General features: G+C 22.9%; 26 protein-coding genes and 1 tRNA gene. 11 read left to right on the top strand and 16 right to left on the bottom strand.

Annotation, left to right across the window (positions count from 1 at the left end; translation table 4 throughout):
- Window positions 1–486 precede the first annotated feature (486 nt).
- From gatB to VBM87_RS00725, 8 genes are read right to left on the bottom strand one after another with little or no spacing between them, the layout of a single operon-like run.
- Entirely contained in the window at window positions 487–1,911 is a 1,425-nt protein-coding gene (gatB, locus tag VBM87_RS00760) for an Asp-tRNA(Asn)/Glu-tRNA(Gln) amidotransferase subunit GatB (protein ID WP_323176948.1), read from the bottom strand.
- The gene (locus tag VBM87_RS00755) at window positions 1,904–3,238 is read right to left on the bottom strand and encodes an amidase family protein (RefSeq protein WP_323176947.1); all 1,335 of its coding nucleotides are present in this window, start codon (window positions 3,236–3,238) and stop codon (window positions 1,904–1,906) included. The genes gatB and VBM87_RS00755 overlap by 8 nt, the downstream gene beginning before the upstream one ends.
- Window positions 3,238–3,540 carry a glutamyl-tRNA amidotransferase gene (locus VBM87_RS00750; protein ID WP_323176946.1) on the bottom strand — a complete coding sequence of 101 codons (303 nt, stop codon included), beginning with the start codon at window positions 3,538–3,540 and terminating at the stop codon, window positions 3,238–3,240. The genes VBM87_RS00755 and VBM87_RS00750 overlap by 1 nt, the downstream gene beginning before the upstream one ends.
- Window positions 3,518–4,417, bottom strand: a complete 900-nt coding sequence (locus VBM87_RS00745) for an RluA family pseudouridine synthase (RefSeq protein ID WP_323176945.1) — start codon at window positions 4,415–4,417, stop codon at window positions 3,518–3,520. The genes VBM87_RS00750 and VBM87_RS00745 overlap by 23 nt, the downstream gene beginning before the upstream one ends.
- A 32-nt stretch (window positions 4,418–4,449) precedes the next feature.
- Window positions 4,450–5,037: an SMC-Scp complex subunit ScpB gene (gene scpB / locus VBM87_RS00740; RefSeq protein WP_323176944.1), complete on the bottom strand. Its 588-nt coding sequence runs from the start codon at window positions 5,035–5,037 to the stop codon at window positions 4,450–4,452.
- Entirely contained in the window at window positions 5,027–5,788 is a 762-nt protein-coding gene (locus tag VBM87_RS00735) for a segregation/condensation protein A (RefSeq protein ID WP_323176943.1), read from the bottom strand. The genes scpB and VBM87_RS00735 overlap by 11 nt, the downstream gene beginning before the upstream one ends.
- On the bottom strand, window positions 5,781–6,524 hold the full coding sequence (locus tag VBM87_RS00730; protein WP_323176942.1) for a lysophospholipid acyltransferase family protein: 744 nt from the start codon (window positions 6,522–6,524) through the stop codon (window positions 5,781–5,783). Before VBM87_RS00730 ends, VBM87_RS00735 begins: the two co-directional genes overlap by 8 nt.
- A gap of 1 nt (window position 6,525) precedes the next feature.
- Window positions 6,526–6,840, bottom strand: a complete 315-nt coding sequence (locus tag VBM87_RS00725) for a 4'-phosphopantetheinyl transferase superfamily protein (protein ID WP_257075994.1) — start codon at window positions 6,838–6,840, stop codon at window positions 6,526–6,528.
- A 129-nt stretch (window positions 6,841–6,969) separates the two neighbouring features.
- On the opposite strand from VBM87_RS00725, the gene recU reads away from it, so the two are divergent.
- The gene (gene recU, locus VBM87_RS00720) at window positions 6,970–7,452 is read left to right on the top strand and encodes a Holliday junction resolvase RecU (protein WP_323176941.1); all 483 of its coding nucleotides are present in this window, start codon (window positions 6,970–6,972) and stop codon (window positions 7,450–7,452) included.
- A 1-nt stretch (window position 7,453) separates the two neighbouring features.
- On the opposite strand, the gene VBM87_RS00715 is transcribed toward recU, so the two are convergent.
- Window positions 7,454–7,735 (bottom strand): HU family DNA-binding protein, encoded by a 282-nt coding sequence (locus tag VBM87_RS00715; RefSeq protein WP_323176940.1) that lies wholly within the window; start codon window positions 7,733–7,735, stop codon window positions 7,454–7,456.
- Window positions 7,736–7,806: 71 nt separating this feature from the next.
- Entirely contained in the window at window positions 7,807–8,424 is a 618-nt protein-coding gene (gene trmB / locus VBM87_RS00710) for a tRNA (guanosine(46)-N7)-methyltransferase TrmB (RefSeq protein WP_323176939.1), read from the bottom strand.
- Between the two features lie 105 nt (window positions 8,425–8,529).
- Here trmB and VBM87_RS00705 point away from each other — a divergent pair, with 105 nt between their 5' ends.
- The 6 genes from VBM87_RS00705 (at window position 8,530) to VBM87_RS00680 (ending at window position 14,546) form a co-directional block, all read left to right on the top strand.
- Entirely contained in the window at window positions 8,530–10,692 is a 2,163-nt protein-coding gene (locus VBM87_RS00705) for an ATP-dependent Clp protease ATP-binding subunit (protein ID WP_323176938.1), read from the top strand.
- A gap of 38 nt (window positions 10,693–10,730) precedes the next feature.
- Window positions 10,731–11,717: a ribose-phosphate pyrophosphokinase gene (locus VBM87_RS00700; RefSeq protein ID WP_323176937.1), complete on the top strand. Its 987-nt coding sequence runs from the start codon at window positions 10,731–10,733 to the stop codon at window positions 11,715–11,717.
- On the top strand, window positions 11,698–12,372 hold the full coding sequence (gene rsmG, locus VBM87_RS00695; protein ID WP_323176936.1) for a 16S rRNA (guanine(527)-N(7))-methyltransferase RsmG: 675 nt from the start codon (window positions 11,698–11,700) through the stop codon (window positions 12,370–12,372). Before VBM87_RS00700 ends, rsmG begins: the two co-directional genes overlap by 20 nt.
- Before the next feature lie 75 nt (window positions 12,373–12,447).
- The gene (locus VBM87_RS00690; RefSeq protein WP_257075986.1) at window positions 12,448–12,792 is read left to right on the top strand and encodes an MG284/MPN403 family protein; all 345 of its coding nucleotides are present in this window, start codon (window positions 12,448–12,450) and stop codon (window positions 12,790–12,792) included.
- Complete coding sequence (locus VBM87_RS00685; protein WP_416349186.1) at window positions 12,776–14,104, top strand: MHO_1580 family protein; 1,329 nt, start codon at window positions 12,776–12,778, stop codon at window positions 14,102–14,104. The genes VBM87_RS00690 and VBM87_RS00685 overlap by 17 nt, the downstream gene beginning before the upstream one ends.
- The gene (locus VBM87_RS00680) at window positions 14,094–14,546 is read left to right on the top strand and encodes an MHO_1590 family protein (protein WP_257075983.1); all 453 of its coding nucleotides are present in this window, start codon (window positions 14,094–14,096) and stop codon (window positions 14,544–14,546) included. The genes VBM87_RS00685 and VBM87_RS00680 overlap by 11 nt, the downstream gene beginning before the upstream one ends.
- 55 nt (window positions 14,547–14,601) lie before the next feature.
- Here the strand turns inward: VBM87_RS00680 and VBM87_RS00675 are convergent, their stop codons facing one another.
- The 4 genes from VBM87_RS00675 to mnmG form a co-directional block, all read right to left on the bottom strand.
- Window positions 14,602–15,969, bottom strand: coding sequence for a M17 family metallopeptidase (locus tag VBM87_RS00675; protein ID WP_323176934.1), 1,368 nt, complete (start codon window positions 15,967–15,969; stop codon window positions 14,602–14,604).
- Window positions 15,970–16,066: 97 nt separating this feature from the next.
- Window positions 16,067–17,452 (bottom strand): trigger factor, encoded by a 1,386-nt coding sequence (gene tig / locus VBM87_RS00670; protein ID WP_323176933.1) that lies wholly within the window; start codon window positions 17,450–17,452, stop codon window positions 16,067–16,069.
- Between the two features lie 67 nt (window positions 17,453–17,519).
- A complete protein-coding gene (locus tag VBM87_RS00665) occupies window positions 17,520–17,966 on the bottom strand; it encodes a 23S rRNA (pseudouridine(1915)-N(3))-methyltransferase RlmH (protein WP_323176932.1) in 447 nt (148 codons plus the stop codon).
- Window positions 17,953–19,794 (bottom strand): tRNA uridine-5-carboxymethylaminomethyl(34) synthesis enzyme MnmG, encoded by a 1,842-nt coding sequence (gene mnmG / locus VBM87_RS00660; RefSeq protein WP_323176931.1) that lies wholly within the window; start codon window positions 19,792–19,794, stop codon window positions 17,953–17,955. Before mnmG ends, VBM87_RS00665 begins: the two co-directional genes overlap by 14 nt.
- 53 nt (window positions 19,795–19,847) lie before the next feature.
- On the opposite strand from mnmG, the gene VBM87_RS00655 reads away from it, so the two are divergent.
- The 4 genes from VBM87_RS00655 (at window position 19,848) to VBM87_RS00640 (ending at window position 22,382) form a co-directional block, all read left to right on the top strand.
- A tRNA-His gene (locus tag VBM87_RS00655) sits at window positions 19,848–19,924 on the top strand.
- A 30-nt stretch (window positions 19,925–19,954) separates the two neighbouring features.
- Window positions 19,955–20,341 (top strand): YigZ family protein, encoded by a 387-nt coding sequence (locus tag VBM87_RS00650; protein ID WP_323176930.1) that lies wholly within the window; start codon window positions 19,955–19,957, stop codon window positions 20,339–20,341.
- A 222-nt stretch (window positions 20,342–20,563) separates the two neighbouring features.
- Window positions 20,564–21,505 carry a hypothetical protein gene (locus VBM87_RS00645; RefSeq protein ID WP_323176929.1) on the top strand — a complete coding sequence of 314 codons (942 nt, stop codon included), beginning with the start codon at window positions 20,564–20,566 and terminating at the stop codon, window positions 21,503–21,505.
- Between the two features lies 1 nt (window position 21,506).
- Window positions 21,507–22,382, top strand: coding sequence for a DnaA ATPase domain-containing protein (locus tag VBM87_RS00640; protein WP_323176928.1), 876 nt, complete (start codon window positions 21,507–21,509; stop codon window positions 22,380–22,382).
- A gap of 28 nt (window positions 22,383–22,410) precedes the next feature.
- Here the strand turns inward: VBM87_RS00640 and der are convergent, their stop codons facing one another.
- Both der and cmk read right to left on the bottom strand, forming a co-directional pair.
- On the bottom strand, window positions 22,411–23,721 hold the full coding sequence (gene der / locus VBM87_RS00635; protein ID WP_323176927.1) for a ribosome biogenesis GTPase Der: 1,311 nt from the start codon (window positions 23,719–23,721) through the stop codon (window positions 22,411–22,413).
- Entirely contained in the window at window positions 23,711–24,397 is a 687-nt protein-coding gene (gene cmk, locus VBM87_RS00630; protein WP_323176926.1) for a (d)CMP kinase, read from the bottom strand. Before cmk ends, der begins: the two co-directional genes overlap by 11 nt.
- Between the last annotated feature and the right edge of the window lie 45 nt (window positions 24,398–24,442).

Raw genomic sequence — 24,442 nt, 5'->3', positions numbered from 1 at the left:
GTATATTAGTTATGAACAATTCATCAAAAAATTAGAAAAAAATTATTAATAATAAAAAAATTTTATTTATAGATCATTCATTTGAAAAAAATAAGAGATGATCATGATATTAGTAAAAAAGAGGACAATTAGATAATTTATTTAAAAAATATGATTTAATTTTTAAAAATTTAATAAAGATAAAATAATATATTGTTTTATATACTAATTTAAAAAAGAATTTAATCAAATAATATAAATATTTATAAGATAAAAATTAAAAAACCAAAAAGAAAAAACGGTAAATGTAAATAAAATAATAAATGATGATAGCATAAAATTATTAAAAAATATTGCCATCAAAAAGTATAAATTTAAAAAATAAATAAAAAAATACGTTTTGTGATATATTCAAAACGCATAAAAAATTAGAATAATTATTTTAAAAATAAAAATTAAATATTTTTAATAGTTTTTTATTTAATATTTGCTTAATCTAATTTAGTATTAATTATTTTTCTTTTTATTTTTTAAAAATTCAATTACTAAATCGTTGGTAATTTTAGGATTAACTTGGCCATCAGATAATTTCATTACTTGACCTAAAATTTGTTTTATAACTCTTTCAGGTCTTTGATTATAATCATTCAGCATTTCATCTTTGAAACTTTTTAAAATAAATTCATTTATTTTATTTTTATCGCTTATTTGTTTTAAATTATATTTTTCTACTAAATCTTCAATATTTTCCTGATCAAAATTTGGTAATAAAGTAATTAGTTTTTTAAATGATTTTCCTGAAATAATTTCTTGATCTAATAAATTTAAAGCTTGTTCTATATGAATAGTTTTTATATTTAAATCAATTACTTCTTTATTTAAACTATTTGACAATTGAACTATTTCTGCAAAAAATAATTTTGCTAGTTTTTCTCTATCTTTATAATTTATTGAATCAAAATAGTTTGCTAAATTAATATTGTTTATCAAACTATTAATATAAATAGTATTGATATTTTCATTTTTATAGCGTTGCTCTTTAATTCAAGGTAATTCAGGTATAGAAATATTATTAAGAAAATCATTACTCAATTTAATAAACGGAATGTTAGGTTCTGGAAAATATTTATAATCTACTTCACCAGTTTTAGTTCTCATAACAATGTTAGTTTGAGTACCTTCATCAAATCTTTTAGTTTCTTGTAAAATCGGTATATTAGTTAAGATATTTTTAGTTTGCAAATTTATTTCATATTCAATTGCTGTTTTAACATTACTAAATGTATTCATATTTTTTATTTCTACTTTAGTACCAAAACCATTATATCCATGCGGTCTTAGAGAAATATTTAAATCAGCTCTTAAAGAACCATTTTCCATTTTAGCATCTGAAATTCCCAAAGTTAAAGCAATTTTTTTGATCATATTGATATAAGCTATTGCTTCTTCGCTTGATCTTATTACTGGTTTAGTTACTATTTCTATAAGTGGTACTCCTGCTCTATTATAATCTAACTTGGTAGTATTTGCTTCATGGTATTGTCTTGCTGTATCTTCTTCTAAATGAATTCTTTCTATATCTATTGTTTTATTTATTCCATTAATATTTATATTTAATTTACCATTTTTCCCTATCGGTCTATAAAATTGTGTAATTTGATAACCTTTAGGTAAATCAGTATAAAAATAATTTTTTCTATCAAAATGTAACTCATCATCAATTTGCATATTTAACGCTTTGGCTAACATTATGGCAAATTTAACTGCTTGTTTATTAGGTAAGGGTAAAGTTCCAGGATATCCTAAATCAATTTGATTAATCGTTGTATTAGGAACAGCATTAAAATCATTTTTAGAAGGCGAAAACATTTTAGTTTTTGTATTTAATTCTAAATGAATTTCAATTCCAATAATTACTTCAAAATTATTCATAATGTTCCTTATTTCTAATAATAAATTCTTCTATTCATAAAGCATATGATAGTAATTTTTCATCTTTATAAATTTGAGCATCTAAAGCTAAATTAATTGGTAAATTATTAATTTTAGCAAATGGTAATGTAATAGATGGATTACCAGTCAAATTTGATGATGTTAAAATATATTCCATATAATCATAATTTTTTTCTCTATTTTTTATTAACGGCGCATACGAAGCATAGGCAGGATAAATTATTAAATCATATTGAGAATGCAAATTATCAAAATAATTTTTTATTTTTCTACGTGCTTTTTGCGCTTTTATAAATAATTCTTCTTGATTTTTTTGATAAAGAAAAAAACTTCCTAATGTTAATCTTCTTTGAACCATTTTCCCAAAACCTTCTGTTCTTGTATTTGTCATTATTTCTTCTCAACTATTACCATCTTTTCTATTACCAAAAGCAATACCGTTTAAATTAGCTAAATTAGATGATGCTTCAGAATAAGAAATAATTTCATAAGTTGGTTTTATCGCTCTTAAAACATCAATATCAGGATCAACTATTTCAGTTTCTAAATTATCAATATTTTTTAAATCTTTGATAAATTTTTCTCATTTAATTTTTAACTCAAAAGACAAATAATCCACGTTAAAAATGGCAATCTTTTTTGGTTTTGTCTTTTTTATGTTTGATATATCTACATTAACAGTTGTGAAATCTTTTTCATCTTCACCATATAAAATTTGTGAAATCAAAGCAATATCATTAACATTATGCGCAAAATAAGCTACAGTATCTAAAGAAGAAGCATAAGCGAATAATCCATATCTACTTATTGCACCATATGATGGTTTAAAGCCTACTTTGCCACAAAAACTTGCTGGTAATCTTACACTATCACCTGTGTCAGATGCTAAAGCAAAACTTACATTATTTGTTAAAGTTGCTATAGAACCTGATGATGACCCACCAGCTAATCTACTATTATCTAAAGGGTTTTTGATTAAACCATGCGCGCTAAAAGTTCCTGTTCCTCCTAAGGCTAATTCATCACAATTAACTTTAGCAATTGGCAAGGCTCCATTTTGAAGTAATTTTTCTACTGCAGTTGCATTATAAGCAGGATAAAAATTTTCTAAAATTTTGCTTGATGCAGAACTCTTTGCAAAATTAGTTGCATAATTATCTTTAATAGTAAAAACAGCTTCTGTTAATCGATTATTGTTTTTTTCAAATTTTATTTTTTCATGTAATAATGTACTAACTGAATTATTATTATCATTTTGTAATTCTTTATAAGCATTATTTCAGTTACCTTTTTGTTTGAGTTCCATTATTTAACCACCTTTTGAGTTAATATATAATCCTTGTCTTTAGCAAAAGCATTATTTAATATATCTGTTTTTTCAATAGCAAAATTATCAGATGGTATATCTTCTCTTAAAAAATCATGTTTTAGATTTTCATTTATATGTGTTAAAGGTTGAACATTATTTAAATTTAGATTATCGAGTAATTTTAAATTATTTTCAATATTTTCTCACTCTATTAGAATCTGATTTATCACATCTTCGTTAGGTTTTAACATAATAGAACTTACGATTTCAACTAATTTATTTTTGTCAATGTTTTTCATTAGTTTCCTTTCAAGGTACTTTAGAATTAAATTCTTTTTTATTTAAATATTTAAGTTTACCATCTAAATTATGAAAAATTATTGTTTTACAATGTAAATATAATCTATCAGATAATTTACCTGAATATTTTTTATCTCCTAAAATAGGAAAACCAATAGTTTTTAAAGATAATCTTATTTGATGTTTTTTACCCGTTAAAATTTTGGCATATCAAATTTTATTTTTTCTATAAATATATGTTTTAGCTGTAGTTAGATTTTTATCCGAAGTTTCTTTAGCTTCTAAATAATTATTTTTATTATTTCAAATAAATAAATTAATTTCTCTATCTGGTCCATTATAATCTGATTTAAAAGTGTAAATTTTGTCAAAAAAATTAGTTTTTTTATTTAATTCGGCTAAAGAATAATAATTTTTAGCATACAAACATATTCCACTAGTTTCTTTATCTAATCTACCAATATGACTCGGTTTAAATTCATTATTATTTTTATCATTGTAATCTAAATATTTTAATACTTGAAGATCTAAATTATTAGCATCTGAATGCATACTAATACCTTTAGGTTTATCAACTATTAAAATATTGTTATCTTCATAAATAATATTAAAATCAATAGAAATATTTTTAAAGTTGAGTTTTTGTTTATTTTTTATTTCCTCTGGGAAATATATTTCGATAATATCGTTAAAATATATTTTTTGTTTTTCATTATTTGTTCTTTTACCATTAATTTTTACATCTTTTTTTCTTATTATTTTATAAATTAAATTTAACGGATAATTACTAAATATTTCTTTTAAATAATTTAAAAGTTTTTTTTCATCATTATTTAAAGTAACTATATATTTTTTTCAATTAGATTGTTTATTCATTATTTTAAATAATAAAAGTGTACTAAGTACACTTAATTTTTGAAATTATTTTCATTTCTTTGACTGTCAAAAAGATTAAAATCTTCGTGTTCATTTTCGAAACCATCTATATAGTTAAATTCAGTTAATTTAGGTAATTCATTCATAGATTTAATTTTAAAATAATCATAAAATTTATTAGTTACACCATATAAAACAGGATGACCGGGTGTAGGACTTACACCTACTTCTTCAATAACTCCTTTTAATAATAAAGTATTTAATACCTGATCGCTTGCAACACCTCTTATATTATTAATTATTGAACGAGTAACCGGCTGTTTATAAGCAACTATTCCTGCTACTTCTATTGCAGCATTAGAAAGACGATGTTTTTTAACTACTTGTACCATTTTTTGAATATATTCTTTATATGTTTCTCTTGTAGCTAATTTATAAATTTCATTAAATTCAACAACTTTTAACGCAGTTTCTCTAGAGTTGTAAATTTTTATAAAATCATTAATAACTTTTTTTGCTTCCGCTTTATTTTTTAAACCAAATATTTCTCTAATTTGTTCTAAATCCAACCCTTCATCACCTTGCACATACAATAAAGCTTCAATAATATTATTTTTCATAGTTTTCACCTTTTTCAAACGTTATAATGCCAAATTGTTCTTTTTGTGTTAATTTAATAATTTGTCTTCTAGCTAAATCAAGAACAGCCATTAGTGTAATTACAAAATGATTTAAAGAAGGCTGATTAAAAATCATTTCAAAAGTTACATTTTCATTTTCATCAAATAAATTTAATATGTAAGGAATTTGATCTTTAGGTGTTAAGTTGAAATGTTCTAATTTAGTTTTTTTTAACTGATTAGCAAATGATCTTTCGAACATTTTTCTCAAAACTGTAATTAATTTTAATGGATTGCTGTGACCTTCTAATAATGATTTATCATCATCAATTAAAAATTCATCCATATTACTAGATTTTTTTATAAATATTTCTTTTCTAAACCCTTCTTGTTCTCTAAGCGCTTTAGATATTTCTTTAAATTGTTGATATTCATATAAACGAGATAAAATTTCTCTTTTGTCTTCTTCTATTTCTGGTTTTTCTTCTGGAGTATACAAGAGCATTTTAGTTTTTAATGCCAACAAAGTAGCAGCCATAACTAAATAATCTCCAGCAACATCTATTTCGTTTTCTTTCAAATTATCAATTATTCTAAGATATTCTGTGGCTAATTCAGCTAAATCTACTGACATTATATCAATATTTTTATCCTGTACTAAAGCTAGCAACAAATCCATTGGACCATCAAAATTTTCTAATTTGATATCATATTTTTTATCTTGAGTCTCATATAAACTTATTTTAGACATTATTAAATTCATCCTCAATTATTTTTTTTACTTTGTTTGCTAAAGCATCACTGTTCATAGTGATAAAATTATTAGGTTTTAATGGGGATAAAAATTTTACTGTTATATTTAATTTGTGTTTTCTTTTTCTATTTAAAGCATCCCTAGTATCACTAATTGCAACTGGTATGATTGGCAAATATTGATTAATAGCTATTTTAAATGCACCAGATTTAAATTCTCCTAAATTATTTTCTTTTACTCTTGTTCCTTCAGGAAATATAATACCCAGTGTATGATTATTTTTAATAAATGTACCAAAATTGTTTAAAGTTTTTATAGCTTCTCTGAAATTTTGTCTGTCAATAAAAAATGAATCTGTTAATTTAATTGCTGCAGTTGCTATTTTAGATTTTTCTAATTCTTTTTTTGCTAAAAAAGTTGGAATTTTTATAGGCACACCAGTTTCTTCGGTTTGTTTTTCTAAAGCTTTAAGTAATAAAATAGGATCAATATTTGATTTATGATTTGCAACTAAAATTGCTTGACCTTTAGGAACATTTTCATATCCTTTAACTATTAATTTAATACCATACAATCATAAAAATAATTTAACTTTTTTAGTTAATCATGTAATTCTTTGTTGAGGATAGTAATGTTCTGGATATTTTTTATATTTTCTAGCATAAACTCTTATTCTTCATAAGTTAAAAATTAATATAGGAAAAGATAATATAAGTTTCAAAATAAATTTCATTTTATATCTCCTTTTTTTCTACGACAAAAGCTACAATTAAGTTTTTTTCATGACTTATTGAAATAGAAAAATTTTCATGTCATCAATGATTATTTTTACGTTTTATTTCAATTTTATTAAACTGTGAATATGTATTATTTGCTTTAAAAATTGCTTCCTTTATCGCTCAAATTGAAGCAACATAAATAATCTTTATATCAGCAGAAGTTTGCATTTGAATAAAATTTATTTCATTTTTATGCAAAAAGCGTTTAAAAAAATTAAATTCTTTATTTTTAAAACGTTCAATATCTACTAAATCAACTCCAATATTCATATATAGATTAATTTTATATTATTATAAGAATTTACTTAAAAAATAACTTAATAATGAATTTATAAACATTTTGTTTGTCTTTTGTCTTTTTATAAAAAATTGAAGAAAAATATTAATTATAAAATATGTATGAAAAACAGAGGAATGTTATTGGAAACAATATTAAATAATACAATTAATTATTATTTTAAAAACAAACTAGCCATTATAGAAAAAAAGACATTGCCAATTAAATTTAATTCAATTAATAAAAATAAAGATATTATTGGTGGGCATTTATTTGCTAAAAGTACAGTTGATTACACAGGATGTTACAATGGACTATTTGTAGCATTTGAAGCTAAAAGTACTAACAAATTATATTTACCAAAAACCAATATTAAAAAACATCAAATTCAATATCTTGATATCATTAATGCTAATGGAGGCAAATCTTTTTTTATAATATTTTTTTCTAAAATTGAAGAATTTTATTTTATTGAATTTAAGCAAATAAAGGAATATTTGGACAAATCTATTCATTATAAAATAATAAAAAAACAAGGTAAAAAATTAGATCTCATTTATCCTGGGATAATTGATTTTTTACCTTGTTTGTTAGAAAATAATTAAATTAGAAATTTACTATTTCTCTTAAATATTTAGAAGGGGTAAATTTAACAACACGTTTTTCTGGAACTAATATTTTGTCTTTATTTTCAGAAAAAGGATTAATTGTTTCACGACTTCTTCTTACTTTTGTATCAAATGTTCCTAAATCAGAAAGTTGAATTTTTTCTTCTGCTATCAATTGTTCTTTAAGTACAAAAACAAAAGCATCAAAAAATTTATCAGCTTCTTTTGCTGTAACATTCATTTGTTTTGCTACTTCTAATATAAATTCTTTTTTTGTCATATTACCTTTCCTATTTAATAAAGTTAATTAACTTTTATACCTATATTATAGTACTATAGGGAAAAATATTTTTAATTTTTCATTTTTTTAGCAAATATAAAGTTTATGTTTTTATTTAAACTAATTCATTTTTTTTCATAACCGGTCATAATGTTGTCACTACTATAATTTGATTTATGTAAATCAGTTCCATTTGCTATTATTTTTCATCCGTTATTTAAAAAACTGTCTATAGAATAATTATAAAAAAAATCATTGTCAGTTTTTAATTTTAATAAAGAATCTTCATTCATTATTTGTTCATATTGATCTAAAAATAATTTATAAGTCAATCTTCTTTTTTCATGTCTTGCTTTTGGTCAAGGATCACTAAAAGTTAATCAAATAGTTTCTAAATTGCCTTGAAAATAATTTAATAAATTACCAGCATCGCCAACAATAATAAAAAGATTTGTTAGTTTATATTTATCTATTAAATTTAATACTTTAGCCGCAACTGTAGGATATTTTTCAAAACCATAAAATTTTTTGTTCGGATTAATTCTAGCTAATTCTGCTATCATTTCACCTTTTCCCATACCTATTTCTACAATATCAGTTTCATTTAAAATTATTGGAAAATTATCTTTTATTAAATATTTAGAATTTAATAATTTATCTATTGCTTGTTTATCATAACGTAATCTCATAAAAAGATTATATATTTTACAAAATAAAAACTAATTATTTAGCAAATAAAATAAGACATTGCTAAATATAATATATAATTAAGAAATCATATTTAAAGGAGATTTATGAATTTTAATGATATAAATGATTTATTTAATAATTTTGTGAAACAAAATAATTCCGAAAACAAAAAGGATAATATATTAGATAAATATGGAAGAAATTTAACTCTTCTAGCAGAAAATAATGATTTAGACCCTGTTATTAACAGAGACAATGAAATAAGAAGAATGATAAGAATTTTAAGCAGAAAAACAAAAAATAATCCAATTTTAGTGGGAGAACCGGGAGTAGGAAAAACTGCTATTGTTGAAGGATTAGCCAAAAAAATTATTGATGGCCAAGTACCAGAAAATTTAAAAAATAAAAAAGTATATGAATTAGATATCACGAGTTTAATAGCTGGAGCTTCCTATCAAGGAGAATTTGAAAAAAGAATAAAGAATGTATTAAAAGAAATTGAAAATTCTAACGGTAATATTATTTTATTTATTGATGAAATTCATATGCTGATAGGAACGGGTAAAAATTCTGAAGGCGGTATGGATGCAGCAAATATTTTTAAACCATTAATGGCAAGAGGTAAATTGCACTTAATTGGTGCTACAACTTTTGAAGAATATAGAAAATACATAGAAAAAGATAGCGCATTTGAACGTAGACTACAAAAAATTGATATTAATGAACCAACTGTAAATGATAGTATTACTATTCTAAGAGGTTTAAAAGAAAGATTAGAAAATTTTCATAACGTTAAAATTGAAGATAGTGCTCTTATTAAAGCTGTAGAATTAAGTTATCGTTATATAAATGATCGTTTTTTACCTGATAAAGCCATAGATTTAGTTGATGAAGCTGCTGCTACTATTAAAACAGAAATAAATTTTTTACCAGAGGAATTAGACAAAGCTAAACAAAGATTAACAAGTTTGCAAATGGAAAAAATAGCTTTAGAATCTGACAAATATAATTTAGATAAAGAAAAAATTAATGAAATAGAAAAAATAATATCTAATCTAGAATCAAAAATTAAATTACTTACTGATAATTGAAATAAAGAAAAAAAGAGATTGTCTGATATTTCTATTTTAAGAAAAAAACTAGAAAATGCACAACATATGTTGAATATTGCACAAAATGAAAGCAATTATGAAACTGCTTCTAAACTAATGTATGTTGAAATACCTAAATTGGAAAAAGAAATAGAATTAAAAGAAGTAGAAGAAAAAAATGATCCTAACAAACTTATTAAAAATACTGTTACTACAGAGGAAATAACAAATATTGTCTCTAAATGAACAGGGATTCCTTTAAATAAATTATTAGATACTGAGAAAGAAAAATTGCTTAATTTAAATAATGAATTAAAAAAAATAATCATTGGACAAGATGATGCAATAGATAAAATTTATAATTCTATATTACGAGCAAAAGCAAATATCAATGATCCTAATCGTCCTCTGGCATCATTTATGTTTTTAGGTCCGACCGGTGTAGGTAAAACTGAATTAGCTAAACAATTAGCTAATAAAATATTTAATAGTGAAAAAGAAATTATAAGATTAGATATGTCTGAATTTATGGAGAAACATTCAGTTTCAAAAATAATAGGAGCTCCTCCAGGTTATATAGGTTTTGATTACTCAAATACTTTATGTGAAAGAATAAGAAAAAAACCTTATGCCATATTATTATTAGATGAAATAGAAAAGGCTCATAAAGATGTTTTAAATATATTACTTCAAATATTAGATAATGGTGAAATAACTGATTCTAAAGGAAGAAAAATAAATTGTAAAAATTTAATTATTATAATGACAAGTAATTTGGGTTCAGAAGAAATATTAAAGAAAAAATTAAATCAAAATAAAATAAATGAATTTTTAATTAAATACTTAACACCAGAATTTATTAATAGAATTGACGAAATTATTATTTTTAATCAGCTAACTGAAGATAATATTAGAAATATTGTTAAAAATGAATTAACTAAATTGTCTAATCGACTTTCTGAGAAAAAATATTTTTTATCATTTAGTGATAATTTAATAACTTATATATCAAAAAATTCATATACATTTGCATTTGGTGCTAGACCTATAAAAAGATTTATTCAAGACAAAATTGAAACTTTTTTAGCGACGCAAATTATTAAAAATCAAATAAAACTAAATAATAAATATCTTTTGAATCTAAATAATGACAAAATCGAATTAATTAATATTTAATTATTAAATAATTTATAATTATTTTAGAGGACTAATAAATGATAAAAAAAAATATAATGCTCTTTAGTATGTTTAACTGTCAAATTTTGGCTGAAAAAATTTCTCGTAGATTAAATATACCTTTGTCAAAAATACAAAAAACTGTATTTGCTGATGGCGAAATAATGATAGTTAGTGAAGAAGCGGTTAGAGAAAAGGATGTTTTTATTATCTGCAGCACTCATAAACCAGTTAATGATAATTTAGTAGAATTATTGCTTTTTATTGATTCTTTGAAAAGAGCAAGTGCAAAATCAATTAATTTAGTACTTACTTATTATGGCTATGCAAGACAAGATAGAAAAGAACGTGGTAGACAACCCATAGGAGCAAAATTAATTGCCGATTTATTACAAACTGCAGGAGCAAACAAAATTATTGCAGTTGATTTACATAATCCAGCAATACAAGGTTTTTTTAATGTTCCAATCGATGATCTAAAAGGAACATATACTTTAGCAAAGGCTATAATAAAAAGTAAATATGATTTTACTGTAGTATCGCCTGATCATGGTGGAACTACTAGAGCTCGTTCTTTAGCAGAATTAATAGCTAAAACCGTTAAAATTGGCATCATTGATAAAAGGAGAATCGGTCCAGATCAAACAGAAGTAATGGGAGTTATTGGTGAAATAGAAAATAATAATGCAGTTATTATTGACGATATAATCGATACTGGCGGAACAATTATCAAAGCAGCCAAAATTCTTAAAACAAATGGTGCCAAAAAAATAATTATTGCTGCTACTCACGGAGTTTTCACAAATGGTTTTGATATTTTTGAAAATAACGATGATATAGAAAAAGTTATTATTTCAGATTCGATAGATAATTATTGAATGCTAAAAAAATATAAGAAATTGGAAATAGTTAGTTTAGATTATTTATTATCAGAAGTTATTAATTGTCATATATCAGGAGAATCAATAACTAAACTTTATAATACTTTGGCAAAGGATATATCCAATGTTAAATGAAATAACTAATATTGAAAAAATAAAAAAATATATAGATTTAATTCATAAAAGAAATCAACATTTTAATCTTACAGGTTATAAAAACCACAATGAAATTTTAGAAAATGGCATATTAAATTCTATTGAAGCATTAAATTTCATCTGACAATACAGTAAAAAAGAATCTATTAATTTATTAGATATTGGTGCAGGTGCAGGTTTTCCTTCTGTTCCTTTTCTTATATTTTCTGAAAATAATTATAAAAAACATAAAATTAATTTAACAATTTGCGAAAGTTTACAAAAAAGATGTTTATTTCTGGAAGAGACAAAAAAATATCTTGAATTAAATTTCAATATTATAAATAAAAGAGCGGAAGAAATCAAAGATAGGGAAATATTTGATTTTATTACCGCAAGAGCAGTAACTTCAATAAAAAATTTATATTTAATTTCTCATCATCTTCTTAAAATAGGCGGTTATTTCATTATATTAAAAGGCGAAAATTATAAAGATGAATTAAATGAATTTTTATATTTTTTTCCAAAACAAAAAGATAATATTGTTGTTCAACCTTATTCTTCTAGATCTTATCTTATAATAATTAAAAAAAATGAAAAGAGTAGCAATAAATGGCCTCTTAAATGAAAAAATATTATTCAAATGAAACAAAATATAAACTAATATTAGTTTTTTCGTATTTTGTTTCATTTTTTTATTTTTAATATCAATTTGTAATTAATAAATGAAAGGAGTAAGATGGCATATAAAATTAAAACTTTTTCATTTTTATCAAATATACCATCAAAAGAAAAATATAAAATAGTTCAAAATATTTGTAATATTGAAAGAGCTAATAAAGAGTGATACTTACTAAAAAGTAAAACTGATAATATTTATAAAAATATATTATTACAACCAGAAAATAAATTAGATAAAGTTATGAATTGTTTAGAAAATACAAGTAAACTAATAATTGAAAAGGATTTTATCAACAAATATACTCAAAAAGAATGATATGAAGATTATTTTTGCAAAACAGTTTATTATAAACACAAGAACGAAGCTGTAGAGGAATTTCTTTACTATTATCTTAACAATTAATAATAATCATACTGTTAATCAAAATATCATTCAAGTAGAACAAGAAAATTGAACTACTTACAGAAAAAATTCAAGTTATAATGGTTCTAATTATTTATCTACAAATGGATTTGTAAGTATAAGAAGAACATATCAAGATGATAATTTTTTTATAAATGCTACACTTTTTATAAAAAATGAACAAGTTAAAGATATACTAAGTAGTATAAATTTTGAATTAAATGGCAAAATTATAGAATTAAACAAAGAAAATATTGAAGTTTTTGAACAAACATTTGATAGTGGATTTATCGAAGACGCATTTTATGGAAAAATATTTAAAAATAATAAAAGAAATAATAATTTATATAAAATGTTTTCCTTCAATTTAACAAGCGAAATATTAAAAACTAAATTTTCTAATTTTAAAAGTTTTTCAATTATTTTTCAAAATAAAAAACACACAAACGATATTAATTTTATTAGAATTTTTAAAGAAAATTTATCAAAAAAAGACTATAACATCAATATAACTCAAAATAAGAATGTTCAAATAGAAATTCCTTACAAATGAAATTTTTATTTTGATAATACTGATGGAGGTTTATTAAAAGAAAATATATATACTACTTTGAAAGTTAATCCTCAAAAACTTAATTATATTTATCCTACAAACAAAATTGCAGAAACTGAATTAGACCAAACTAATTTATTAACAAATACACCTTTTAATGAAAAATATTCCGTTGCTCAATATAATTATCAGAGTGTCAACTTTTCAACTAATTCTAAAAAATTTGCTAAATATATTCAGTATTATAAACGTTTTTATCCTTTTGTTATAAAGCCACCTAAATATAATCTAATTTTTAATAATCCCTATTTTAAATTTAAAACTGAATTAGAAAATAATACAGAATACAAGCTTTATGAGAAGAACTCTTTTATTGAAAAAAATAAGTGGGAATTTAATAATTTTACTAAATTTGATTATAATAAAAATACTGTTGAACTTTCCGAAACGGCTGATTTTAAAGGGTTAATAATTCCTTTTAATGCTAATAAATTTATCAATACTTTTAATTTAAATTATGACTATTTTGGTAATAATAAAAATAATATTAATATAAAAATAAATCAAAATTATAATATAAATAAACCTTTATTAGATCCTATAGAAGGTCAAATAAAAATTAAAATGACTCAAAATTCTCAAGCAAAAAATAATGTAAATTATAGATATGTAATAAATTTAGAACACACAGAAACTTTTTTAAATGAAGTTATAAACTATAATTCTTTAGAAAGATGATTATATAAAGATGAAAACTAAATGATCTTTAAAAAAGAAAATTTGAATAACTTCTATTTTGGGTGCTTGTGTTGTTGCAATAACTTTACCTATTGCTTTAATTTCAACAAAAAGTAAAATAAAATTAGTGGAAAATTTGAAAGACAAAAATATTGAATTTAATAATGATAAAAGTTTACAATATAATATTTTTCCAGAACTTAATGCATCAGATTATTATAAATATGTAAGAATTGAAGAGGATGGTTATTATTTTGATTCTAATATTATAAGTAGTGTTGCTAAAGACGTTATAAATAAAATAAAAAGTAGCGAAGGAAAAATATATTTTGAAATTGAACAACCACAAGATTATGAAATAAATTTTTATTTTAAATGAATTAGCAATAATAACCAAATACAATATCAAAATTATTATTTTAATATTTATGATATGGTTGATATTTCTAATCTTATGGAATAAAATAAATTATTTTATTTAAAAACTTATACATTCTTTGTATAAGTTTTTAAAGATTTTATAAAAATGATAATTCTGTTAATGTATGAACTAAAATTCCTTGCGGTTCTTCATTTATTTCAGCGGTTCCAGCTATATCACAATGTATATATTCAACATTTTCTGTAAATTCTTTTAAAAACATTGCAGCTGAATTAGATCCACCTAAACCAGATAAATCTGTGTTTTTTAAATCTGCTACTTTAGATTTTTTAATATTTTTTGCAAATGCAACATCAAATGGCATTCTTCAAATTAATTCATTTGCTTGAGTAGACGCTTGTTTAATGTCATTTCAAGCTTTTTCACTTGTTGCTCAAACTCCTGTATAAGTATTTCCTAAAGCTGAAAGAATTGCACCGGTTAATGTAGCAACATCAATTAAACGTGTTGCTTTTAAATTTCTAACTGCATATGTTAATCCATCTGCCATAACTAATCTACCTTCAGCATCGGTATTATTAATTTCGACTGTTTTTCCATTCATTGATTTTCAAACTGAATCTGGTAATGAAGCATCACCATTAATTCTATTATCAGTAATACACATAACAGCAGCAAAATTTGACTTAGGTTTTAATTGCGCAATGGCTTTTAATACTGAAGCTACTATAGCAGCACCAGACATGTCAAATTTCATTCCTAACATATGTCTACCGCCTTTTAATGAATAACCTCCTGAATCAAAGGTAATACCTTTACCAACTAAAACTGTTTTCTTATCGCTTGTAGGATTTCCATTGTATTCAATAATTACAACTCTAGGTTCATATACGCTACCTCTATTAACAGATAATAATAATCCCATTTCTAATTTTGTAATATCGTCTTTATTAAGAACGGTTATTTTTAAATTGTCATATTGTGATAAATCATTTTCAATAATTTCAGCTAAATATTCTGAGGTACAAACATTGGGTGGTGTAATTTGTAAATTTCTAGCAAAATTAGTAGCGTCAGCTAATATTTTTTCTTTGTTAAAACTTTCATATACTTCAGAACTAATTTCTCCAATAATAAATGGTAAAATTTCATATTTTTGTTCCATTTTATTTGTTTTGCTGTTATATAATGAAGCATTAACAAATAGTTCGGCTCTTGTTAAATTTTTTACAATATCAGATATTGAAACTTTGTTGGTTTCAAAAGATTTTAAATCCACTGCATAACTTCTATTTTGAGATTGTATTAATCCTTTAAAAATATCAAATAATTCACTTTGATTTAATTTTTCCTTTTCTCCTAGAAATAAGAATGCTTTATTTTCATTTAAATATTCTGTTACTTGACCTTTGCTTTCTAAAAGAAATTCTGGTTTATTATCTTCGGCAAAAATTGCAGATAATTTTACATTATTAGGTAAATGGTTTAGTATTGCTTTTATCATTATGTCTCCTAAATTTATTTATAAAAGAATTATAATAAATAAGTTTTAACTTTTAAATATAAAAATAATGCTAATGAAGCACTATTTTTATCTTGAATTAAAATAATTCATTTATTAATTTAATTGCATTATTTTTTGCTTTACTGAAAATTTCAAAACCTTGATTATCGAATTTAGCTAAAATTAATTCTTTAACTTTAATATCTTCAATTTGAAGTTTTAATCTATCTTTATTTTGTGCATTTTCATCAATAAATGATTTTACAGAATCTAATGTTAAGCCTGAAGCTAAAGAATGATATTTAATTAAGTTATCAAAATCTTCTTCATTAATTACAACATTATCTTTTACTAATTTAACAACGTGAGAAATAATTAATGAACGTTTAATTTTTACAATTTCTTCTTTTGCTAATAATTCTTCCAGTTGTTCTTCAGTTTGACCAAGCAATTCAAGATATTCGTTAAATTTTACATTTTGTTGTTTTAATAATTGTTTAATTTCGTTTTTTCTTTGATTTACTTCAAAATTAACAACGTTTTTATGAATAGCTAAATCATTTTTATTTATTAATTCTTCAAATATATTATCTATAAACTTATCTAGTGATAAAAGTAAATTTTGTTTAGTTAAATAAGCATTTAAAACTTTTTTTGCATCTGAAATATTTTTAACTCTTTCACCTAAATTTAATAAATTAATATTTTCATCAGTTAAGTTAATTGCTTCTGGTCTTTTTGCTTCTTTAATTTCAACTTCAAAAGTTGCTAATTGTCCTGCTAATTTAGATACTGGGTATTCATTTGGAAAAGTAACTTTAACTTCTCCTTTTCAACCAACTAATTTATTAGTCAATTGTTCTTCAAAAGTATCAATAAAAGTTTTTGTTCCTAATTTAAGTTGATAATTTTCTGCTTCTCCGCCATCAAAAGCTTCGTCATTGACAAATCCTTTATAATTAATAACAACAGTATCACCAATTTGAGTCTTTTCTTTTTCTTTAAGTGGAACTAATAATGAATTAGCATTTAATTTTTCTTGTATATATTTATCTATTTCTTTAGATGTTAGTTTTTCTTCACTATATTTGCTTTTTAAATCATCTAAAACAATACTATTTAAATCAGCATCAAGAGGATAAACTAAATCTAATTCTGCTTCCATTTCAGTTAATTTAACTATATTAATAGAAGGAACATTAACAGCTCTGTCATTTTCTTTTTTAACTTCTTCAAACAATGATTGATGATTTTTTAAAATATATTTATCTAATGTCTTTTTATATACTTCAAAAAGATTGATATGTTTATCTATAATATGTTTTGGAGCTTTTCCAGGACGATAACCATTTATTTTAATTTTTGATGCCATTTCTTTTTTAGTATTTTCAACTAATGAAGTTCAAATTTCGCCTTCTAATTGAATTTTTCTAGTAATTTCAGCATTTTTTAAATTTACTGTTATATTTTTTTTAGCTGACATTATTCTCCTTAATTTTAATAATTTTTAATATAAAAATAATTAATATAATAATTTTATTATATAAATTTTATTTGTGGTATTTTTTATTGTTAATTATCATAAATGATCTATATATTTGTTCGCTTAACATTATTCTAAAAAGTTGATGTGGAAACGTTAATTTAGAAAAAGAAATTTTAGAAAAATTATTTAAAATTTTTTCATTTACTCCATCAGAACCACCAATAATAAAGGTAAGATTATGATTTAATTTAATTAAATTAGAAAACTCTAATGAATCTATTGATTTCCCATTTAAACTTAACAAATAGGTTTGGCTATTTTGATTAATATGTTGAAGTATTAAATTAGTTTCTCTAAATTTTTTTTCTTCTACATTTTTTATTTGACTTTGTTCTTTAATTTCAATTAATTCTAATTTAGAAAAAATATTAATATTTTTTTCATAATGATAAGCAAGACTTTTAAATTGTTCAGATAACGAACCAACTACTATTAATTTAATTTTTCTCATTTTTTTGTCTTAAAGTTTCTAAGTAAAATAATAACATTTGTATATCTGAAGGATTAATGCCACTTATACGACTTGCCTGACCTATTGTAAGCGGTTTAATTTTAATTAATTTTTGTTTAGCTTCAGTAGCAATATTGTTAATTTTTTCATAATCAATATCTTTAGGTATTTTATAATTTTCTAAACGTTGAGCCTTTTTCGCATCACTTTTTTGTTTTTCAATATAGCCATATAATCTAACCATTATTGTTAACTCTTCACTATATGGAAAATCTTGCAAAATATCTCTATAATCAACTTCTGGGCGTGCTAAAACTTTTAATAAAGTCGGACCATGAAAAATATTGTATTTATTTGCAATTTCACTTTTGCTTGATAAATAATTAGAATTTAATTCTGCAATTTTTTTATCTATTAATTCATATTTTTTTATTATTTCATTATATTCTTGATGTGAAATAGTACCAGCTAACAATGCATAATTAGCTAAGCGAATATCAGCATTATCATTACGTAATAGTAAACGATATTCAGCACGACTAGTTAACATTCTATATGGTTCTTTTGTACCTTTAGTAACTAAATCATCAATTAACACTCCTATATATGCATCATTTCTTAGTAAAATTATTGGTTCTTTATTTTCTAATTTTTGTCCTGCATTAATTCCTGCTATTAAACCTTGTGCTGCGGCTTCTTCATAACCACTAGTACCATTAATTTGACCAGCTGTAAAAAGACCATTAACTAATTTAGTTTCCAGAGTTAAATTTAATTGTAATGGGTCAATAGCATCATACTCAATTGCGTAAGCTCATTTAACAACAACTGCATTTTTTAATCCAGGTATAGATTTAATAATTTTGTTTTGAATATCTATTGGCATAGAAGTAGACAAACCATTAACATAGGTTATTTTACCGTCTGCAGTTTCTGGTTCAAAAAAGATTTGATGTCTTTCTTTTGTTGCAAATTTAACAATTTTATCTTCAATAGATGGACAATATCTTGGTCCAATACCTTCAATTAATCCAGAATACATTGCACTTTTATTTAAATTTTCATTAATTATTTTGTGTGTTTCAGCTGTTGTATGCGTCAAATAACACGCTATTTGTCTAGGTAATTTAACATTAGATCTTCTTGAAAAACTTAAATTAATATCATCTAAAATTTCTTCCGTAACTTCGTCATAATTAATACTACTAGACAAAATTCTAGGAGGAGTTCCTGTTTTTAAACGTTGTAATTTAAAACCTATATTTTTTAAAGATGCACTTAAAGCACTAGTAGTTTTTTGATTATCTGGTCCACTTATTGTTATATCATCTCCTCTTAAAATTCTTGAATCCATATATGTACCAGTAGTCAAAACACAAACTTTTGCTCTTATTATGGTTTCATTTACTTTAACAGCATAAAAATTATTATTTTTATCTACTAAAATATCTGAAACCATTCCTTCTAACAAGTCTAAATGTTCAGTATTATTAACGTGTTCTAAAGCTATTTTAGTATATTTTTCTTTGTCTATTTGTGCTCTCAATGCTCTAACTGCAGGACCTTTTGACTGATTTAAAACTTTTAACTGTATCATTGACAAATCAGCCAAATATCCTTGCATTCCACCCAAAGCATCTATTTCTCTAGTTATAATTCCTTTAGCTGGCCCACCAATTGAAGGATTACATGGCATCATTCCTAATTTATTTTTATCTAAAGAAATTAATAATGTATTGTGATTTTTTTTAGCTAAAACAAATGCTGCTTCTAAACCAGCATGTCCACCGCCAACAACTATAGCATCATAATTTTTATTAACATTCATAATAATAATTTTATTATATAAATATAAATTATGAGTTATAATATTCATAAATGGCGAATGTGGTGAAGTGGTCTAACACAGCGGGTTGTGGTCCCGTCACTCGCGGGTTCGAATCCCGTCATTCGCCCCATTTTTTTATTTTTTTGGTTAAAATTAAACTATGAATATTAATTTTTCTAATATATTAATTAAAAAATCTGTTTTTCTATCAACTTTATTAAAAGTAACTTCCAAAGAAGATATAAATAAAATTTTAAAATATGTAAAAGTTGAACATAAAAAAGCAAATCATATATGTTATGGTTATGTTTTAAAAAATAACATGAATATAACATATGGATTCTCCGATGACGGAGAACCTAAAGGCACAGCAAGTCATAGAATAAGAGATGTAATATTACATAATAAATTAGAAAATGTTTTTCTAATTGTTATTAGATATTTTGGAGGAATAAAACTAGGTGCAGGAGGTTTATCAAGAGCCTACACAAAAGCAAGTGCAATAGCAATTCAAGAGAATAAAAATAATATTATATTGTCTAATTAATTAAAATTAAAACTGTGGATAAATAGAAAAAAAATATAAAAATGTTTATTTTTGTACTTTTTTAAAAGAAAAATTATCTTTTTTATTGAATTGATATTTGTGCATAAGTTTGTGAGTTTTCATACATAAAAATGTTATATGATAAAAAAGTAACATTTTTTTTATTACTTTTTTTAAAATAATTTCACAATTAAAATATTTTAAAAATAGGAGGATTAAAAAATGAAAAATAATTTGTCATTTAACGTATTAAAAATTCAAAGTACAGATAATATAAACGGAGAAGATTTAAAAAATTTAAGACAAATTTATACTCCTATAATTGGTTGTGAAGCTATACTTTTATATGAATATTTAAGAGATTATTTAATTTATTTCGAAAAAAATACTTTTGTTTTAACTTTTGATAATTTAGCTTTATTATTAAATCTTAGTTTAAATGCTTTACACCTTGCTAGACAAAAATTAGAATCATTATCATTAATTTCTACTTTTGAAGATAATGTAAGAGAAATAATAATTTTACAATTAGAAAAACCATTGAACAAAACTTCTTTAAATAAAAATGCTTTAATTAAAAAACAATTGGAAAAAACAATTGGAAAATCAAATTTTCAAATTATTTTTAACGAAAAAACAAGTTCACAAATTGATACGGAAAATTTAAAAGAAATTTCCGCGTCATTTAATGATATTTTTAAAATACATGATAATAAAGATGAAGAAGACGAGTATATATCTAATGATATTATTGATCAATTTATTTCTTCACAAGAAATAAATGTAATTAATGAAGAAGAAAACTTATATGAAAAAATTTTAAAATATGATACTTTTTCATTTTTTGAATATTTATTCAACAAAAATATAAGCACAGTAGAGACTAATTTATTTAATTATTATATTAAAAATAATTATGAAAATAATTCTCTAAATTTAATTTTATTTTATATAAAAAAAATATTTAAAATTTTTGATATTTATAAATTTGAAAATTTTTTAAATCAATTAAAGAAAAAAAATATTATATTTTTTGACGATGTGGAAAATTATATTGATAGATTATTAAAAAAAGAGTTAATTGAAGAATACTACAAAAAAACTCTTTGAAAATCGACTTATATCAATAATTTAGAAACAAAGAAAAATAAATTATTTAACTAAGATGACTAAAAACAACAAAGTATCTGATTTTGTTTTTCAAGAATTAAATAACAATTCAGAATATTATAATGATATTATTTTAAATTTTTTCCACAATGATCCTATTGTTTCTAAATTAATTGAAAAATATAATATAACTAATGCAGAAATATTACAATATACCGGCGAATTAATATCTATTGTCTCTAAAAAAAATAATAATGAACATGATATGTTTAATATACAAATTTTTAGAGACCAAAACAATAATTTAATATTAAAAAAATATCATCAACCTTCCCGTAAATTAATTAGAGAAAAATCGCTAAGATTTACTAGTATTGATAATCCAAATCCTAATTGTTTGAGAAGCAAAATTATTTTTTCTGCAGATAAATATGGAAAAAATAAACAAGACATTGTTAATAATTTAAATTATTACAATAATATATTAGATAATAAAAAAGAAATAAGAGATCTTTTTATTTATTCTAAAAAAAGCAATGGTAAAAGTTATTTATTACAAGCAATTGCTAATTATTTTGCTAGAAGATATAAATTAACTGCATATTTAAAATATGATAATTGAAAACAATTTATTAGTGAATGAATTTTTCAAAAAGAATCAACTAGTGAATTAATAAAAAAATTTGTTGAATTAGATGTTCTAGTAATAGATGATTTAAATTCAATTAAAAATACCTTTCCATTTATTTTAGAATTTATTTGTAATGTATTAAAACAAAGAAAAGAAAAAAACAAATTTACTATTGTTGGATCGTTATTTTCTATTAATGAGATAGAAAAACATTTATCTAAAACTAATTACAAAGATCCTATTTTGCTTTATACTTTTTTTAACATATTAAAAAGAAAAACCATTGAATATGAAATATAAAAAATTACTATAAATTTTATAGTAATTTTTATTCCAATCCATTTTTGTTTTTAAAGATTAATTTTATTGGGCAACCAGTAAAATCCAAAACTTTTCTAATTTCTTTTTCCAAATGTCTTTCATAACTGAAATGCAAAAATTTTTTGTTATTTACAAAAAAAGTAAAAGTAGGTATAACAGAAATTATTTGTTTAACAAAATATATATTTAACCTGCCACCATTATATGGTGGTGCAGGTTGTATAATTTGAGTTTCTCTTATAAAATTAGATAAAATAGAGGCTTTAACATTTCTTGATAAATTTTCCTTTACTTTTAATATCATGGAAATTAACTTATCTAAACGTTGTCCAGTTTTAACTGAAAAAAAGATAATGGGCACTCATGGAACAAAATGAAATTTATTTCTCATATTTTTTTCATATTCATTAATAGTATAAGAATTTTTATCTATCAAGTCTCACTTGTTAACGCCAATAATAATTGGTTTATTATTTTCTAAAGCATATCCAATTATTCTTGAATCAAAATGAGATAATTCCTTTGTTGAATCAATAAGTATAATTGATAAATTTGATTCATCCAAAGATGAAATAGCGCGCATTAGAGCATATTTTTCGACTTCATCTTCTATTTTACTTTTTTTAGTAATTCCGGCCGTATCTATTATTTCAAATAATTCATTATTTATTTTTACTTTAGTTTTAACACTATCACGAGTAGTGCCTGCTATTTCAGAAACTATCGAACGATTATTATTACTCAATTTATTCAATAATGAACTTTTGCCAGCATTAGGTCGTCCTATAATAGCTAATTTGAATAGTTTTTCATCAGAATTTTCTCTTAAATCTAAATAACTTAAGCATTTATCTAATAAATCACCTACTCCATTACCATGTTGCGCAGAAATTTGAAAAATATTTTCTATTCCTAATGAATAAAGTGAATAATTAAAATCATTCATATGTGCTTCCATTTTGTTTGCTGCAATAACGATTGGTTTATTTGATTTTCTTAATTTGCTTACAATCATTAAATCGTCATTAGTTACATCAGCAGTACCATCAATCATGAAAATTATTACATTAGCTTCTTCAATTGCAATTTCTGCTTGGGTTCTTATTTGCTCTTGAAAAGGTTTATTTTCAATTTCAATACCACCAGTATCAATGATTCTAATTTCTTTGCCATTTCAAATTAATTTTTCATATAATCTATCCCTAGTTACTCCTGGACGATCATAAGTAATAGAAACTTTTTTACCTATTAATCTATTAAATAATGTACTTTTGCCTACATTTGGTTTACCAATTATTGCTATAACATTATTCGCCATTTTCAACCTTTTGTTTAACTATATTAATTATTGTTTCAACTACATTTTCAAACGACATATTAGTGCAATCAATTTCTATTGCATCATTAACTTTGTGTAATGGATCTACTTCACGATGAGTATCTTGATAATCTCTAGCTTTAATTTCTTTTAAAACAATATCAAAATTAGTTTCATAACCTAATTCTTTATTTTGTTTAATTCTTCTCTTTGTTCTTTCTTCTGATGAAGCTGTTAAAAAAATTTTTACTTCTGCAAATGGCATAATTCTAAAAGTAGTATCTCTACCATCCATTATATAACCTTTATTAGTTTTAGTAATTGATTGAATAGTATTAACAACAAATTCTCTCACTTTTTTATAAGTTGCTATTTTAGAAGAAGCTTTTGAAATTAAATCTGCTCTAATTGCAGCAGTAATATTTTTATTATCCAAATATATATTTTCTTTATCATCAATAGTAATTTGGTGTTTTAAATTTAAAATATCTAAAAATTCCACTACTTTTTCTTCATTAAGAATATCAACTTCATTTTGTAATAAAAAATAGGCTACAGTTCGATAAAAACTACCAGTATTAACAAAAATATAACCTAATCTTTTAGCCAATTCATTTGAAACAGTTGATTTACCGGCTCCTGAAGGGCCATCAATTGCAATATTAATTTTTCTCATAAAAGCTCCTGAAAGAGAAATAAACAAAATGATGTTATTAAATCT

It is taken from the genome of Mycoplasma sp. 744 (assembly GCF_034863305.1).
GTDB lineage: Bacteria > Bacillota_I > Bacilli_A > Mycoplasmatales > Metamycoplasmataceae > Mycoplasmopsis.
This window is presented reverse-complemented; position numbering and strand designations above follow the sequence as displayed.